General features: G+C 60.3%; 12 protein-coding genes. 2 read left to right on the forward strand and 10 right to left on the reverse strand.

What is annotated here, in order from left to right; translation table 11 throughout:
* The first annotated feature begins 38 nt into the window (after window positions 1–38).
* Window positions 39–1,322: an NAD(P)/FAD-dependent oxidoreductase gene (locus tag AC3IUA_RS15015; RefSeq protein ID WP_489362105.1), complete on the forward strand. Its 1,284-nt coding sequence runs from the start codon at window positions 39–41 to the stop codon at window positions 1,320–1,322.
* Between the two features lie 17 nt (window positions 1,323–1,339).
* On the forward strand, window positions 1,340–2,050 hold the full coding sequence (locus AC3IUA_RS15020) for a cupin domain-containing protein (RefSeq protein ID WP_489362106.1): 711 nt from the start codon (window positions 1,340–1,342) through the stop codon (window positions 2,048–2,050).
* 203 nt (window positions 2,051–2,253) lie between these two features.
* On the opposite strand, the gene AC3IUA_RS15025 is transcribed toward AC3IUA_RS15020, so the two are convergent.
* The 10 genes from AC3IUA_RS15025 to AC3IUA_RS15070 all read right to left on the reverse strand — a co-directional run bounded on the left by AC3IUA_RS15025 (window position 2,254) and on the right by AC3IUA_RS15070 (window position 13,684).
* A complete protein-coding gene (locus AC3IUA_RS15025) occupies window positions 2,254–2,745 on the reverse strand; it encodes an Lrp/AsnC family transcriptional regulator (RefSeq protein ID WP_489362108.1) in 492 nt (163 codons plus the stop codon).
* 39 nt (window positions 2,746–2,784) lie between these two features.
* A complete protein-coding gene (locus AC3IUA_RS15030) occupies window positions 2,785–3,471 on the reverse strand; it encodes an HAD family hydrolase (protein WP_489362109.1) in 687 nt (228 codons plus the stop codon).
* Between the two features lie 103 nt (window positions 3,472–3,574).
* Window positions 3,575–4,867: a 4-aminobutyrate--2-oxoglutarate transaminase gene (gabT, locus tag AC3IUA_RS15035; protein WP_489362111.1), complete on the reverse strand. Its 1,293-nt coding sequence runs from the start codon at window positions 4,865–4,867 to the stop codon at window positions 3,575–3,577.
* A gap of 23 nt (window positions 4,868–4,890) precedes the next feature.
* Window positions 4,891–5,979 carry an ABC transporter ATP-binding protein gene (locus AC3IUA_RS15040; protein WP_489362113.1) on the reverse strand — a complete coding sequence of 363 codons (1,089 nt, stop codon included), beginning with the start codon at window positions 5,977–5,979 and terminating at the stop codon, window positions 4,891–4,893.
* A 143-nt stretch (window positions 5,980–6,122) separates the two neighbouring features.
* Window positions 6,123–7,583, reverse strand: coding sequence for an NAD-dependent succinate-semialdehyde dehydrogenase (locus AC3IUA_RS15045; RefSeq protein WP_489362115.1), 1,461 nt, complete (start codon window positions 7,581–7,583; stop codon window positions 6,123–6,125).
* 159 nt (window positions 7,584–7,742) lie between these two features.
* Window positions 7,743–8,540, reverse strand: coding sequence for an ABC transporter permease (locus AC3IUA_RS15050; RefSeq protein ID WP_489362117.1), 798 nt, complete (start codon window positions 8,538–8,540; stop codon window positions 7,743–7,745).
* Window positions 8,541–9,479 (reverse strand): ABC transporter permease, encoded by a 939-nt coding sequence (locus tag AC3IUA_RS15055; protein WP_489362118.1) that lies wholly within the window; start codon window positions 9,477–9,479, stop codon window positions 8,541–8,543.
* A gap of 462 nt (window positions 9,480–9,941) precedes the next feature.
* Complete coding sequence (locus AC3IUA_RS15060) at window positions 9,942–10,994, reverse strand: ABC transporter substrate-binding protein (protein ID WP_489362120.1); 1,053 nt, start codon at window positions 10,992–10,994, stop codon at window positions 9,942–9,944.
* Window positions 10,995–11,209: 215 nt separating this feature from the next.
* Window positions 11,210–12,562, reverse strand: a complete 1,353-nt coding sequence (locus AC3IUA_RS15065; protein WP_489362121.1) for a family 16 glycosylhydrolase — start codon at window positions 12,560–12,562, stop codon at window positions 11,210–11,212.
* Window positions 12,563–12,757: 195 nt separating this feature from the next.
* Window positions 12,758–13,684: a glycosyltransferase family 2 protein gene (locus tag AC3IUA_RS15070; protein WP_489362123.1), complete on the reverse strand. Its 927-nt coding sequence runs from the start codon at window positions 13,682–13,684 to the stop codon at window positions 12,758–12,760.
* Window positions 13,685–13,695 lie beyond the last annotated feature (11 nt).

A 13,695-nucleotide genomic window follows, 5' to 3' on the forward strand; every position in this document is an offset into this window, starting at 1 on the left:
CGATAGCGCCATTTCTTTTTTTCGCTGGGATGCTGGCAATGACTCTTCAGACCTTGTGGACGGCGACTGCCGAACCTGCACCTGCATTGCAATCGCTGCAAGGCGATCGGCAATGCGATGTGGCGATTATCGGCGCGGGCTATACCGGCCTCTGTGCGGCTCATCATATTGCCCTGAGCGGTCGCGAGCCGTTGATTATCGAAGCCAACACCCTGGCCTGGGGCGCCAGCGGGCGTAACGGCGGGGTGGTCTCACCGAAGTTTCGTGTCGGCTTCCCGACGCTCATGGCGCGTTTTGGTCGCGACACCGCCTTGCAGATGTATCGCACCGGTTATCAGGCAGTCGACAGCCTGGTGGAAATGGTAGAGACCCTGGGACTGACCGGCGCCCGTCTGCACATGGGCGGGCATATCGCGGCGGCGCACAACCAGCACGCACTGGCCGGCCTGGAGTCCACCGCGAACTGGATCAAGCGCGAGACCGGCGGCAGTTCTTCGGTGATGATCAGTGCCGCCGAAGTGGCCGGGTTGACCGGCTCGAAGATTTTCACCGGTGGCCTGCTGACGCCCAAGGCTGGCGGTATCCATCCGCTCAACTATGCCCGGGGCATCGCCCGCAGCCTTAACGATCGCGGGGTGAAAATGTTCATCAACAGCCCCGCCGAGCAGGTTCGCCGCGACGGCGAGCGGATGATCGTGCAGACACCCCAGGGCCGGGTGAGTGCCAGACAGGTGATCTACGCCACCAACGGTTATTCGGACCTGACCCGGGCCACCGATACCCTGCATCGGCGCCTGATCCCGTTTCGCAGCGCGATCATCGCCACCGAACCCTTGCCGGCCGACATCCTGGCCGGACTATTGCCCGGCGGGCAGGTCTGCGGCGATACCAAACGCATGCTGCGCTGGTTCCGGGTGGTGGGCGATCGACTGATTTTCGGTGGCCGCGGGGCCTTCGGCAAGGACGACTCCGAAGCAGCCTTCCGCGCGTTGCAGCGCAGCATGGGGGATGTATTTCCGGTATTGCGTGACCAACCGATTGCCTACCGCTGGTCCGGCCTGGTAGCAATGACGCTCGATTACCTGCCCCACGCCGGACAACTCGATGGCCAGAGTTTCTATGCCATCGGCTATAACGGCGGCGGCGTGGCGATGTCGACCTACATGGGCGCGCAACTGGCGGCGATGACGGCGGGCCAGAAAGTCGAGCTCGGCCTGTTGAGCGCCGAGCATTTCAAACCTATTCCATTGCACGCCTTCCGTGCGCCAGGTGTTCGTCTGGCCGCGGGCTGGCAGCAGTTTCTGGATATTATTGGCCGATGAGCCACGAGCCTGATCCCATGCCTGCGATTTTGCATTACTCACAACCCTATACCGATCGGCGTCTGCCATTGGCGGCTTTTGCCTTGCACGACGATCCTTTGGCGGCCGGCAGGAGCGTGCATTTCCATGATGACGCTCAGGGCTACGCCGTGGGTGTCAGCCAGAGCAGCGGCGCCCATCTGCCGATCGAGGATTTTCCCTGGGTCGAACTCGGTATCGTCGAGGCCGGTGAACTGACGCTGGAGGGGGAGGGCTTCAGTCTGACCCTGGAGGCGGGGGACTGCTTTGTGGTTCCGCGCGGTATTGCCCTGCACTGGTCGCACCGGGGTGAACTGCGTCGGCTGTTCATGGTATTCCCCGGGCTGTCCGGCAGTGCGCAAATGCCAAGCCAACCGCTGAAGATAGACCTGAACCTGCCATTGCAGCCATGCAATCCGCCGGCGGCCAATGTACTGCTCACCGCTACTCCCAAGGCCTGGAGCCAGACGCTGTTTTCCAGCGCCAACCTGCGCATCGGCCTGTGGGAATGCGAGGCCTATGGGCGCAAAACCGTCGATCCGGACTATTGCGAACTGATGTACATCATTGAAGGAGGGGTGACGCTGACGCCCGAGCAGGGCACGCCCTGTAATGTCCGCGCCGGTGAAACCGTGGTGGTGCCCGCCGGCGCGAGCAATGCCTGGACGAGCCTGGAGAAGGTCCGGAAGGTGTTCTGCATTCTTTCCTGACATTCGTTCCTGAATCAGGAAAATCTGCGGACACCACCGTTGCCAGGATCAAAAGATCGCAGCCTGCGGCAGCTCCTACAGGGGATTGCGGACATCCAGGACATTGCAGGTGTACGCAACCGGCGAGAGAAATTCACGACATTGCAGGTGCACACGGTCGGCGAAGCCTGCGATCTTTGCGTAGGGGCCGCCTGGTCCCTGTTTCACACCGATCGAAGCAGGCTGCGCAACGGCACGGTGCTTTTGATGACCGGTGACTTGATCACGATGTAGCTGAAATATTTTTCGATCCCGATGTTTTTGTCGAGGATCGATTCCATCAGTTCCTGATAGTGAGCAATGCTGCTGGTGAGGAAACGCACCAGGTAGTCATAACCGCCGCTGATCAGGTGACACTCCAGCACTTCATCGATATTGCGAATGCTCGACTCGAACTTCACAAAGTCGGAGCGCTTGTGGTCCGAGAGCGTGACTTCGGTGAAGACGGTAACCGAGTTGGCGAACTTGGCCAGGTTCACATGGGCTTCGTAGCCACTGATGTAACCGGCCGACTCCAGGCGCTTGACGCGTTGCAGGCAAGGACTGGGCGAAAGCCCGACGGCTTCGGCGAGACTGACATTGGTCATGCGCCCGTCTTTTTGCAGCTGGACCAGGATATTGATGTCGATACGATCGAGCTTGGTTGCAGCGTCCATTGTTCAGTCCTCGCAATGTCAAATACTGGGTGGCTGTCGTCAGGCATGCAGGGCCTTTTGATGCGCGTGAACCAGATCGGCCAGACTTGCATATTCGCACCGTTTGCCGTCGAGTGCCTGGGCTGAGTGATTCCAGGGCTGATGATGGTCGCGGCGCAGGGTACACAGCGGAAAATCCACTCTCTCGTTCCATGGGTCGTCTGATTCGGTGCTCCGCACCGGTAGCAGTTCGGATCGCTCCAGCCCCAGGCGGTGCAACGCTCTTTCAAGACTCGCATGCCAGTCATTGGCCCTGGGTTCGATGATCGCATCGAAGTCCACCGGCAAGCGGCTGGTCAACGACTCGATATCCATGCCATAGGGCGGTGCAATCAGTATCAGCCGATAAAACTTGCTCAGATACTGTAACGCCCCTGGCGCGTCTTCGAAAATAGGCCACTGGCTGGAGGCGGTACTAAAGGCAACACTATCATCCCAACCGGGAACAATATGCAATTGCTGAGCCAGACGCTGGTAGAGCTGGCCGTGAAATGCCGCGGGGCTATTGCTGGGGCCAGTAGCCGCCAGCTCGAGGGCGGTACGCCGATAGGCACTGAGTACTTGCTCGTCGCTGGCCAATGCCTGTGTCTGCACCGACAACGGACGCAAGCCTTCCAGAATGCCCCGTTCCCGATCCACCAGCGTGCCGAAGGAGAACCCCAACGCTTTGTACTGGGTGACTTTCATGATCAGCTCCTGGGTAACGCTTGTCGATCTCTGAGGAATCGGCCAGAAACCCGACGCAGCTGAGCTGGCCGGGCCTGGCGATCACCCTTCAGGTTGCAGTAGCTCAGGCGCTGACGGCAGCCAGCGCCTTGTCGAGCATCTGCAAGGCTTCTGCCACCTGCGCCTGGGTGGTGACCAATGGCGCGAGGAAGCGCACCACGTTGCGGTAGACACCACACTTGATCACCAGCAAGCCAGCGTTGCGCGCCTCGTCGATGATCCTCTGCGCGAGGGCAGCATCCGGGCTTTGCTGGCTGTCCGGGGCGACGATTTCGATGGCTTGCATAAAGCCCAGGCCGCGCACGTCGCCGATGCAGGGATAACGTTTTTGCAGGGCCAGCAGTCCCTCGCGCAGTTGCGCCGCCAACTGCTCGCCCTGGGCCAGCAGATCCTGCTCTTCGAACAAGTCCATGACCGCCAGTGCCGCGGCACAGGCCACGGCGTTGCCACCGTAGGTGCCGCCCAGGCCGCCCGGTGTCGGGGCATCCATGATCTCGGCGCGCCCGACCACCGCCGACAACGGCATGCCGCCGGCCAGGCTCTTGGCCACGGTGACCAGGTCCGGCTGGATGTCCGCGTGCTGGAAACCGAACAGGGTCCCGGTACGGCCGAAACCTGCCTGGATCTCGTCGAGGATCAACACGATGCCGTGCTCGGTGCAGCGCTGGCGCAGGGCCTGCAAAAAAGCTTTGGGCGCGGCGAGGAAACCGCCATCGCCCTGTACCGGTTCGATGATGATGGCCGCCACGCGATCGGGCGCAACGTCGGTGGCAAACAGCGCATCGAGTTCGGCCAGGGCGTCTTCGCTGCTGACGCCGCGATAAGCGTTAGGGTAAGTCGCGTGATAGATCTCGGCAGGGAAGGGGCCGAAGTTCTGCTTGTAGGGTTGGCTCATGCCGGTCAGGGTTACGCCGAGCAAGGTACGCCCATGAAAACCACCACGGAACGAGATGACCGCGGGACGATTGGTGTGGCCACGAGCGATCTTGATCGCGTTTTCAACCGCCTCGGCGCCGGAGGTGAACAGCACGCTTTTGTAGTGCTCATCGCCGCCGACCAGTTTGTTGAGGCGCGCAGCGACCTGGATGTAAGCCTCATAGGCCACCACTTGAAAGCTGGCGTGGGATATCTCACCGACTTGACGACGCACGGCTTCGACCACCCGAGGATGATTGTGGCCGACGTTGAGCACGCCGATGCCGCCGACGAAATCCAGGTAGCGTCTGCCGTCGACGTCCCACAGTTCAGCACCCTCGGCGCGGGCGGCAACCACCGGGTGAGCGGTGGCGATGCCCCGTGGAATGTGTTGATCGCGCAAGGCTAGCAGGCGTTGGTTTTCAGTCAGTGCAGAATTCATCTTGAGCTCCGTAGGTGATGTAATCAGGCGATTGCCCGCGGTACCACGATGGTGTCTTCGGGGTGCAGACGCATGAGCATGGGCGAACCGATCGGTGGCAGGTTCAGGTTGCCCTCGTGGTGGCTGGGCTGACGCAGACTGACCGTCGGGCCGCCGTCCAGATCGACGAAAACCTTGAGGCTTTCGCCCTGGAACACGATGTCCGCAACGCGCCCGCGCAGACGATTCCACTCAGGACCGGCAGTGTCATTGTCCAGCAGCAGTTTTTCCGATTGCAGGGCCAGGAACAGATCCCCCGATGGCGGAATCGGCCGGGTGGTACGCAGTGCCGTGTTCCCCAGCGCCAGACCATTGTTGCTGCTGCGCTGCAGGGGGATCAGGGTGCTTTCGCCGATGAAGCTGGCGACGAAGTCGTCGGACGGATGATCGTGCAGGCGCCGCGGGGTATCGACCTGAACCAGTCGGCCGCCGCGCATGATCGCCACGCGGTCACTCATGGTCAGCGCTTCACGCTGGTCGTGGGTCACGTAGATCATGGTGGCGCCCAGTCGCTTGTGCAGTGCCCGCAACTCGATCTGCATGGTTTCGCGCAGTTGTTTGTCGAGCGCCGACAGCGGTTCATCCATCAGGATCAACTTGGGTTCGAAGACAATCGCCCGGGCCAGTGCAACCCGTTGCCGCTGCCCGCCGGAGAGGGCGGCGATCGAGCGATTTTCATAACCGCCCAACTCGACAGTGGCCAGCGCCTGCTTGACCCGGTCACGGCTTTTGGTGGCGCTTTCACCGCGAGCACGCAGCGGAAAGGCAACGTTTTCACCGACCGTCATATGCGGGAACAACGCATAGTTCTGGAACACCACGCCGATTTCCCGCTTGTGCGGTGGCATGAGGGTGACATCGCGTTCACCGAATAAAATGTTGCCGGAGCTGACCCGGATAAACCCGCCCAGAATGCTCAGCAAGGTGGTCTTGCCTGAGCCGGACGGACCGAGCACAGACATGAATTCTCCTGCTTCGACCTTGAGGCTGACGTTATCCAGCGCCTTGAGGCTACCGTAATGCTTGCAGACCTGATTGACGCTGACCGATTCAAAGCCTTCAGTGAAATTCATGAAGCGTCCTCCATTTGCAGAGCACGGGGGGTTCCCGGAGTATCTGCTTGCCATCTGAACACAGGCTGTTGCCCTGTTCGTGCCGTTTTAGGTCGCCGGGCAAACAGGATCTGCTGCCCGACGAAATGTCGATCCGTTGTCTGTCAGTCCAGGCCGCCGATGTGCCAGGCCTTGATCTCGAGGAATTCATCCAGGCCGTACTTGGAGCCTTCGCGGCCAGTGCCCGACTGCTTCATGCCGCCGAATGGCGCCACTTCCATGGAGATCACGCCGGTGTTGAGCCCGACCATGCCGAATTCCAGACGCTCGCCGACACGCCAGGCGCGACGCATGTCCTGGGTGAAGTAATAGGCGGCCAGCCCAAATGGCGTGTTGTTGGCGATGGCCAACGCCTGGGCTTCGTCCTTGAAGCGAAACAGCGGCGCGACCGGACCGAAGGTTTCTTCGCTGGCCAGCAGCATGTCCGGGGTCGCGTCGAGCAGAACGGTCGGCTGAACGAACAGGCCATTGCCTTGCGGGGCGCCGCCGACGGCGATCGAGGCGCCTTTTTCCAGGGCGTCGCTGATGTGCAAGGCGACTTTGTCCACGGCAGCGGCGTTGATAAGCGGCCCGATGGTGACGCCTTCGGCCAGGCCGTCACCGACCTTCAAGGCGTTGACGGCCGCGCTCAGGCGTTCGGCGAACAGGTCATAGATCCCGTCCTGCACCAGAATGCGGTTGGCACAGACGCAGGTCTGGCCGGCGTTGCGGAATTTGCTCGACATCACGCCGGCAATTGCCAGGTCCAGGTCGGCATCATCGAAGACGATGAAAGGCGCGTTGCCGCCCAGTTCCAGGCTCAGGCGCTTGATGGTCCCGGCGCACTGGCTCATCAGCAGTTGGCCAATGCGGGTCGAGCCGGTGAACGACAGTTTGCGCACCACCGGGCTGGCAGTCATTTCGCCACCGATGCCGGCCGGCATGCCGGTCAACACGTTGAACACGCCAGCCGGGATACCGGCACGTTCGGCCAGTACCGCCAGCGCCAGTGCCGACAGCGGGGTCATTTCCGACGGTTTGATCAGCACCGTGCAGCCAGCGGCCAGGGCCGGGGCGCACTTGCGGGTGATCATCGCATTGGGGAAATTCCACGGAGTGATCGCCGCGACCACGCCGACCGGCTGCTTGAGTACCAGGATTCGGCGGTCGGCGGTCGGTGATGGAATGGTGTCGCCATAGATGCGCCGTGCTTCTTCGGCGAACCATTTGACGAAACTCGCGCCGTAGGCGATTTCACCGCGAGACTCGCTCAGCGGCTTGCCCTGTTCGGCGGTCATGATCAAGGCCAGGTCTTCCTGGTTGTCCATGATCAGGCGGTGCCACGCTTCCAGCAGACGGGCGCGCTCGGCCGCCGGAACCTCGCGCCAGGTGCTGAAGCGACTGTCGGCGGCGGCAATGGCACGGCGTGTTTCCACTGCTTGCAAAGCGGGTACGCGGGCGATTTCGCTGCCGTCGGCCGGGTTGGTCACAGCGATCGTTGCGCCATCGTCGGCTTCGATCCATTCGCCGTTGACGTAGGCGCGCTCGACCAGGAGGGAAGGGTCACGCAGTTTAGCTTTCAACATATTGAGTGCCTTTAAAGGTCCGAACGATGGGACCGATTGTAAAAAGGTCTGGGCAGCGGCCGATGCCGAGATAGCCACTTGAACGGGTAATAGATGCTGAATTGCAGCGCTTGGCGGCAGGCTGTGCCGACACCGTGGCAGCCTCGGTGTCGGCGTCAGTCACTGCGGCTTGTTGCGACCGGCGATCACCACCAGCAACAATGAAGCGAGGATCAGGATCGAACTGATCGCCGCAATGGTCGGATCGATCTCATCGCGCAGCGCGGTGAACATGCGCTTGGTCAGTGTCTGGTTGTCGCCGCCGGAAATGAACAGCGCCACCACGGTTTCATCCAGCGAGGTGATGAAGGCGAACAGTGTCGCCGACACCAGGCTCGGCTTGATCTGCGGCAGGGTGACCGCCATGAAGGCCCGGAAGCGGTTCATGCCCAGACTGCGCGCGACCATTTCCTGGGACATGTCGAAGTTGCGCAGGCCAGCCAGCAACGCAATGATCACGTAGGGCAGGGCGAGCATGATGTGCGCCAGAATCAGCCCGGTCAGGGTGCTGATCAGCCCGACCCGCGCATAGACGAAGAACACCCCGGCGGCGATCAGAATGATCGGCACCATCATCGGCAGCAGCAGCACGATTTGCAGGGTGCGCACGATGCGCAGACTGGAGCTGTTGATCGCGTAGGCGGCGGCCATCCCGATCGGCAGGCTGACCACCGTGGTGACCAGCGCGGTGATCAGGCTGACTTTGGAGGCGGCCATCCACTCGAGGCTGTTGAAAAACGCTTCGTACCAGCGAAACGACCATTCCTTGGGCGGAAACTGCAGGAAACGCGCCTCGGAGAATGACATCGGCACGACAATCAGCACCGGCAGAATCAGGTACAACAGGATCGCCGCGACCAGGAGGGTGAACAGCACCTGGGACAGGCGAATATGACGCAGGTTGGCAAGCATGTTCATTTAGCGCGCTCCCAGAATGCGTTCGATAGGAATGAAGCGATTGATGCCCCAGAAAATCAGGAACACCACAAACAGCAACACCAGCCCCACGGCGCTTGCGGCACCCCAGGCGTGATACAACTCGACGTTTCGCTGTACCAGCATCGAGACCAGAATCGTCCGTCCGCCACCCAGCAGTTCCGGCGTGATGAAGAAGCCCAGGCAGATCACGAACACCAGAATCGAACCGGCCATCACACCGGGCGCGGCCATCGGCAGGAACACCCTGCGGAAGGTGTAGAACGGTTTGGCGCCGAGGCTTTCAGAGGCCTGCATCAGGTCCTGAGGAATCTTGCGCATCACCGAATACAGCGGCAGCACCATGAACGGCAACATCACGTGCAAGGTGCCGATCACGGTACCGGTGGTGTTGTGCATCAGGTTCAGCGGCTGGTCGATGATCCCCAGGTCGAGCAACGTCTGGTTGACCAGGCCGCGGCGTTGCAGCAGCACCAGCCAGGCGTAGGAGCGCACCAGTACGCTGGTCCAGAACGGGATGATCACGCAGACCAGAATCAGATTGGCCCAGAAACCCTGCAACCTTGATGCGGCGTAGGCGATGGGGAAACCCATGAAGATCGAAAGAATGGTCACCATGAAGCTGATCTTGAAGGTCAGGACGAAGGTGTCCCAGTAGATGCGCTCCTGGAAGATCCGCACATAGTTGACCAGCGAGAAACCTTCTTCGGTCTGTACCGACTGGAACGCCAGCCAGCACATCGGCAGGATCAACAGCACCACCACCATCACCAGGGCTGGCGTCAGCAGCAACAGCATGGAGCGGTTTTCCTTACGCTCTTCACGGGCCAGGGCTTGCGCGGTGATCGCCGGGGTCAGGCGCGGACCGTCGCTGGAGTCAGGCATGGATTTGGCTGATTTGGCTAAGTAGGTATTGGACATATTGGCCTCCCATCACGTGTTCTGAACGAATGACAGCCCGCGCTGCCTGGCTGCCAATGCGCTGGCGCTCAGTGATACCGGACTCGCGCTAGAAAACAGATGCTGCTTGATTGTTGTCATATGGAGGACTCCCGAGTGGGGCAGATTCTAAAAGCGAGCTGGGCGTGTTTTTTGTTGTAGGGACCATGCAGCCTCTAATGTACCGGCAGGCCCGCAAATGAAGCGGTCACAAATGCGCGGTGCCAGAGTGCTTTATTGCGAAATAGGGGAGGTAGACGGCATGTCCTGCGTCGGAGGTTTTTCAGGGGTTCAAGGGGGGGCTGGAGACATCGCCGATCGTAGGAGCTGCCGCAGGCTGCGATCTTTTGATCCTGCTCTTCGGCATCCCCGAAGCCGCCAAAAGATCGCAGGCTGCGCCAGCTCCTACAGGGTCATGTGAAACCCGGGTATCACGGACCCGGGTTATTGCTTCTGAACGAATGACAACCAGCGTTCCTCTGCCTTCACGCCAGCCTCGGAGGCCCACCACTTGGATGACAGCAATGCCTGGCGGGCGATGTTTTCCGGCGAGGACGGCAGTTTTTTCGCGAGCCCGTCGGGAATGGTCCCGGTCTTGAAGGCTTCGGGGTTCAACGGACCGTAATCGATGAGCAGGGGCAGGGCGGCTTGCAGTTTGGCGTCGATGGCTTCGTTGACGAACTTCATCGCGGCGACCTTGTGTGGCGTGCCTTTGAGCACGCACAGCGAGTTGGTTTCCAGCACCCCCTGGTTGTAGTCGAAGGCTACCGGGGCGCCACCGGCCTGGACGGCGGTAATCCGGCCGTTCCAGGCCTGGATCATGTCCACTTCACCGTCGCTGATCAGCTGGGCCGACTGACCGCCGGAGGTCCACCAGGTCGAGATGTCGGGCTTGATCTGCTCAAGCTTCTTGAAAGCCCGGTCGACATCCAGCGGATAGAGTTTATCCGGGGCGACACCATCGGCCATCAAGGCAATTTCCAGGGTCGGGCGCGGCAAATTGCGCAACGAGCGTTGGCCGGGGAATTTATCGGTATCCCAGAAATCCGCCCAGGTTTTAGGCACATCCTTGCCCTTGAACGCATCGGTACGATAAGCCAATACCGTGGAGTAACTGATGTAGCCGACGCTGTAGTCGTCCTTGAGTTCAGGGGGCAGTTGGGCGGCATTGGGAATCAGCGCCAGATCGAGTTTCTCGAACAGCCCTTCTTCCTCGCCGCGCAGGCAATCGCCGGTTGGCAAATCAACCACATCCCAGCTGACTTTCCCGCTTTGAACCTGGGTCTTGATGATGGGGTAGGCTTTGGGAGAACTGTCCTGCTTTAGCGTCAGACCGAGCTTCTTCGCGGCCGGCTCGAGAATCGCCTTGCTTTGCGCTTCCTGGTAGGCACCGCCCTGGGAGACAAAGGTGATGTCTTCGGCCAGCGCCGCGCCTGCGCTAACCGTCAGTAACGCGAAACCGGCAAATTGAAGAGCGCGAATCTGGGATGTTGTCATGTGGATGACTCCTGATGGTTGGCAGATTATTGAGGCGAGCTGACTGTTTTTGTTTTGGGTCGCTCTGCAGGACCATGGAGTTCTAATGTACCGGGATGCCAGCGAACGAAGGACGCACAAATCGGTAGGGGCAAAGTGCTTTATTGCGAAATCGAAGCGGCAAACAGCATCTCCTGCGCCTGACGCCCAACGTTCGCCCACTCCACCTGTCCAGGCTATCGACCGCGTCGCCACACCTTGACGTAATCGACCCTGAAGGTGGAGGGCAAGTCCGCGTCGTCGACAACGCCGAACCAATTCCACATGGCTTCGCTGTCAAAGACGATCTGCATCGGGAAGAAGAAGTGGGTGTTCTTCGTTTCCCTGACCAGTACCCCGTCGACGTACCAGCGCAGGGTGTCGGGCTGCCAGTCAAAGCCGTAGACATGGAATGTGCTTGCCAGGCGCCATGGGCTGATCCAGTTGCTGCCATCGCTTAAATGCTCGGTACTCCGTAGCGTGGCCCAAACGTGGGCGTTCATGTTGTACATGCGGTCGAAGGCGCCGTTTTTGGTCTTGCCGCCGATTTCGAATATGTCGATTTCCGTGGCGTTGTCGGCAAGCCCTGTCCAGGCTAGCCAGAACGCGCTGGAGCCGGCCGAGTTCATGGGCTTGGCGCGGGCCTCGTAGTAGCCGTAAAAACCACGCTCGATAGTACGAACCATTGCTGAGGAATAGTCCTTGAAACCCAGTTTCACGTACTTCTGCGGCAAGGCTTCCTTGCGAAAGACAATATTCAGGTTGCCGTTGGCGAGGGAAGCGTTGGTCGGCCTGAATAGCGCCGGTTTGCGGCCCAGGGATTCAGTCCCCTGGGCGTCGTTGACGTGCCAGCGCTCGAGGTCGAGAACGGAGCCATTGAAGTCATCGGACAGTTTGCTGTCGAGTATCCAGTTGCCGGCATTGGCCTGGTCGGACAGCGGCAAGTCAGCGTTGCCTGGTGTTGGCAAGGTGCCCAGCGGTCCGACCCGGGTCCAGGTATCGGCCTGACGGGGAACGGCAACCGACCACTTGTCCGCGAGGTATTGAAACGCCTCTTGTTGCTGCGCCAGGGAGGCAAACTGGCGGTCATATACCAGCACTTCCGCGATATCGCCTTTAAAGTTGTCGGCGTTGCCAACCACATTGCGCCCGACTGCATAGGGGCCAATCGGCACGTCGTACAGTTCCAGGACGGAAATAATCGGCGCGTAGGCACTGGCCTCTTGCAGGCTAATGGCGAAGTTCGGCAGCACGTTGTCGTTGTCGGCGTTTTTTGGGCGCGAGCTGAACAGCCGCTGCCAGGTGTCGCCGCCGGCTTGATCGGTCAGTCGACGTGAGACGATCAATACGGTAACAGGGCCTTTTTCGGCGCGGATCGTCTTGCCAAGAAACGCCGAAGCGCCACCGAAACGCACCACCGAATGGCCATTCATGGCGTTTTCCACCCGTTGCGGACGCGAGGCGACTGCCGCATCGTCTACGGTAACGTCGTTGGACTTGCCGGACTTGTCGTGCCAGTGCAGGAGACGGTTCTGAGCATCGAGGGTCATTTTCGACGCGTCCGCAGCGTCGAGCCACAGCACTAGACCACTGGTGAGGGGGCGGGGAGGAGGGGCTGCGATCGCGTAAAAGGCTATCGATGCCAATAGGGCTACCAGCAGAAAATCCCTGAGCATGTGCATCCCCTGGGGGCAATGGAGAACGGAGGCGAATGAGGGCTCTGCGATCGATGGATTGCAGTCGACTCAGGGGGCCTTGCGCAATGTTTTCAGGCACGCATAGAGATAGCGCAGGGTCGGTTTGCCGTTGGCGAAGATCAGCGTTTGCCAGGAGTGCTCAAGCATCCGTCTGAACACCCTGATCACCTGCGCATGTTCGCCGAGTCTGGAAAACGCATTGAGAAAGTCGGTGTGGTTGCCCAGCACGAAATCGATCCGTTGCTGCTTGCTCAGCTGCGCGCCGTAGCGTGCAAGGTATAGCTCGATGAATTTGACTTTGTGCGGGTAGTATTTGTGCGGTTGCGCGGTCATGTTGCCGCGATCTACCCCGCGCGTAATCAGTACCTGCGGCATCGTGTGAATCTCCCAGCGCTCGGCGATCCGCGTCCATAGCAAGCGGTCTTCGGCAAAGTGAATGGAGGGATCGAAACCGCCCAGGGCCACAATGACCTCGCGCACCACCAGCACGCCGGACGTACCGTTGATTACATTGGCGTGTATGAAATCGCTGAAGTGCTTGCCGCCTTTGCATCGAGCTTCCAACTGCCGGGTGCCGTCGTTGAACTCGCTCAACTGGTAGCAATCGATGAGCCCGACCGGGTGCCCCAGGCGACAGAGCTCGGCATAGAGCGCTAACTGCTTTTCCAGTTTTTGCGGATGCCATTGGTCATCGGCATCGAGGAATGCAATAAAGGTTTCTTTGGCACGCAAGATGCCCTTGTTCCGCGCGCTGCCCGGCCCCTCATTGGCCTGCTGCAATAGCGTCAGGGGGAAGGGCGCGGCATAGTCCCTGACAATTTGCGGACCAGGATCGGTGGAACCATCGTCGATGACGATAACGTTATCGGGCAGCCGCGATTGATGGCTCAGCGACTCCAGCGTCTTTTGAATGGTGGCAGCGGCGTTGTACATCGGAATGACTACACATACTGACTGGGAGATGTCGTTTGACACGTGCTTTCTCC

This window comes from Pseudomonas sp. KH_050, from assembly GCF_057838875.1.